The sequence below is a fragment of the Psychrobacter sp. TB20-MNA-CIBAN-0197 genome, assembly GCF_040309765.1.
Lineage (GTDB): Bacteria > Pseudomonadota > Gammaproteobacteria > Pseudomonadales > Moraxellaceae > Psychrobacter > Psychrobacter submarinus.
This window is the reverse complement of the sequence record NZ_JBEOPC010000581.1, coordinates 1-272: the sequence shown is the minus strand read 5'-3', so window position 1 is coordinate 272 and position 272 is coordinate 1. Positions and strand designations below refer to the sequence as shown.

Here is a 272-nt window from a genome sequence, read left to right as displayed (position 1 = left end):
ATTTTGCTTCTTATAAGTTTTCAGAGCAGCTGTTCATTGAAATTGTTAATCATGGTAACCACTCGTCGATTAATAATGTAGATATTTTTGACTATTCAAGCGATCCGGATAAAACCGGAAACTTTATTGATGTCGGTCTTGGTTACACCTTTGCGGGCGAAATGCCATTATCTCTTTACTACTCAGTAATAGTTCAAGGAATAGATACCTATTTAGATGAAAGTTCAGGAAAAAACAAACAAGCTTACACTAACTATCTCGAAGCTAGCATG

General features: G+C 35.3%; 1 protein-coding gene. It reads left to right on the top strand.

The window, feature by feature from the left end; genetic code table 11:
• On the top strand, nucleotides 1-272 hold a 272-nt coding region (locus AAEY83_RS15055; RefSeq protein WP_351060170.1), incomplete at both ends, for a hypothetical protein.